This is a genomic window from Nocardiopsis protaetiae (assembly GCF_045446735.1).
GTDB classification, from domain to species: domain Bacteria; phylum Actinomycetota; class Actinomycetes; order Streptosporangiales; family Streptosporangiaceae; genus Nocardiopsis; species Nocardiopsis protaetiae.
Genome location: NZ_JBJJBV010000512.1, coordinates 1 through 1,614, shown reverse-complemented (window position 1 = coordinate 1,614; position 1,614 = coordinate 1). Strand labels below are relative to the sequence as shown.

General features: G+C 71.0%; 1 protein-coding gene. It reads left to right on the top strand.

Annotated elements, in window-relative coordinates; all coding sequences use genetic code 11:
* Positions 1-167: 167 nt before the first annotated feature.
* Entirely contained in the window at positions 168-1,565 is a 1,398-nt protein-coding gene (locus ACJOT3_RS34425; RefSeq protein ID WP_406977317.1) for a GH1 family beta-glucosidase, read from the top strand.
* Positions 1,566-1,614: the final 49 nt, after the last annotated feature.

Sequence of the window (1,614 nt, the reverse complement as noted above, 5' to 3'; positions counted from 1 at the left end):
GGCCCGCACCCCGTCCGGGTCCCGCCCCGAACCGCGCACCGACCGCTCGTAACGGTTGTGTTTCGGGGTGACTTTCGTCGATTGACACAAGGTGTCCGGTCTGCTTGTTTTATGGGAGCGCTCCCATACGCGATGTCCCCTCGTCCTGGAAGGTGCGTACCGAACAAGTGAGCAACCGCAGCGATTTCCCTGAGGACTTCCTCTGGGGGGCGGCCACCGCCTCGTTCCAGATCGAAGGCGCCACCACCGCCGACGGCCGAGGCCGCAGCATCTGGGACACCTTCGCCGAGACCCCCGGCAAGGTCCTGGGCGGCGACACCGGCGACCCCGCCGACGACCACTACCACCGCTACGCCGAGGACGTCGCGCTCATGAGCCGGCTGAACCTGGGCGCCTACCGGTTCTCCATCGCCTGGCCCCGCATCCTCCCCGAGGGCGGCGGCAAGGTCAACCAGGCCGGGCTCGACTTCTACAACCGCCTGGTCGACACCCTGCTGGAGGCCGGGATCCAGCCCTGGGCCACCCTCTACCACTGGGACCTGCCCCAGGTCCTGGAGGACGCCGGCGGCTGGCCCGCGCGCGACACCGCGTACAGGTTCCGCGACTACGCGCAGGTCGTGGCCGACTCCCTCGGCGACCGCGTGTCCAACTGGATGACCATCAACGAGCCCTGGTGCTCGGCCTTCCTCGGCTACGAGAACGGCCACCACGCGCCCGGCCACCGCGACCCCGCGGCCGCCCTGGCCGCCTCGCACCACCTGCTGCTCGGGCACGGCCTGGCCGCCGAGGCCATCCGCTCCACCGGCCACCCCTCCCGGGTCGGCCTCGCCCACAACCAGGCGGTCATCCGGCCCCACGGGCCCAGCGCGGCCGACGCCCGCTCCGCCCGCCGGGCCGACGGGGTGCGCAACCGCATCTTCACCGACCCGCTGCTCAAGGGCGGCTACCCGGCCGACGTGCTGGAGGACCTGGCCTCGGTCAGCGACTTCTCCTTCATCGCCGACGGCGACCTGGAGATCACCTCGGCGCCGCTGGACTTCCTCGGGATCAACTACTACTCGCCCGAGTTCGTCGCCGCCTCCGCCAAGGGCCTGGACCCGGCGCTGGTCAGCGGCGAGGGCGGGGCCTGGCTCGGCGCCGAGCCCGAGGAGGTGCACGTCTCGCAGGGGCTGCCCGTCACCCACATGGGCTGGGAGATCGACCCCACCGGCCTGTACGACGTGCTGCTTCGCCTGTCCGGCGAGGCCGGCGGGATCGACCTGTACGTCACCGAGAACGGCTGCGCCTTCGAGGACACCGTCACCGGGGACGGGCGGGTCCACGACACCGACCGGCTCGACTACTACGAGGGCCACCTGAGGGCCGCCAAGGAGGCGATCCACGCCGGGGTGCCCCTGCGCGGATACTTCGCCTGGTCGCTTCTGGATAATTTCGAGTGGGCATGGGGATACTCCCGCCGCTTCGGAATCGTGCACGTCGACTACGACACGCAGGTGCGCACGGTCAAGGACAGCGGCGAGTGGTACTCCCGTCTGGCGGCCACGGGACGGTTCCCGGAGCGCTAGAAAAGGCAGGCCGTCCCCGAACCGGGGACGGACGACCGAGGCCGCCGCG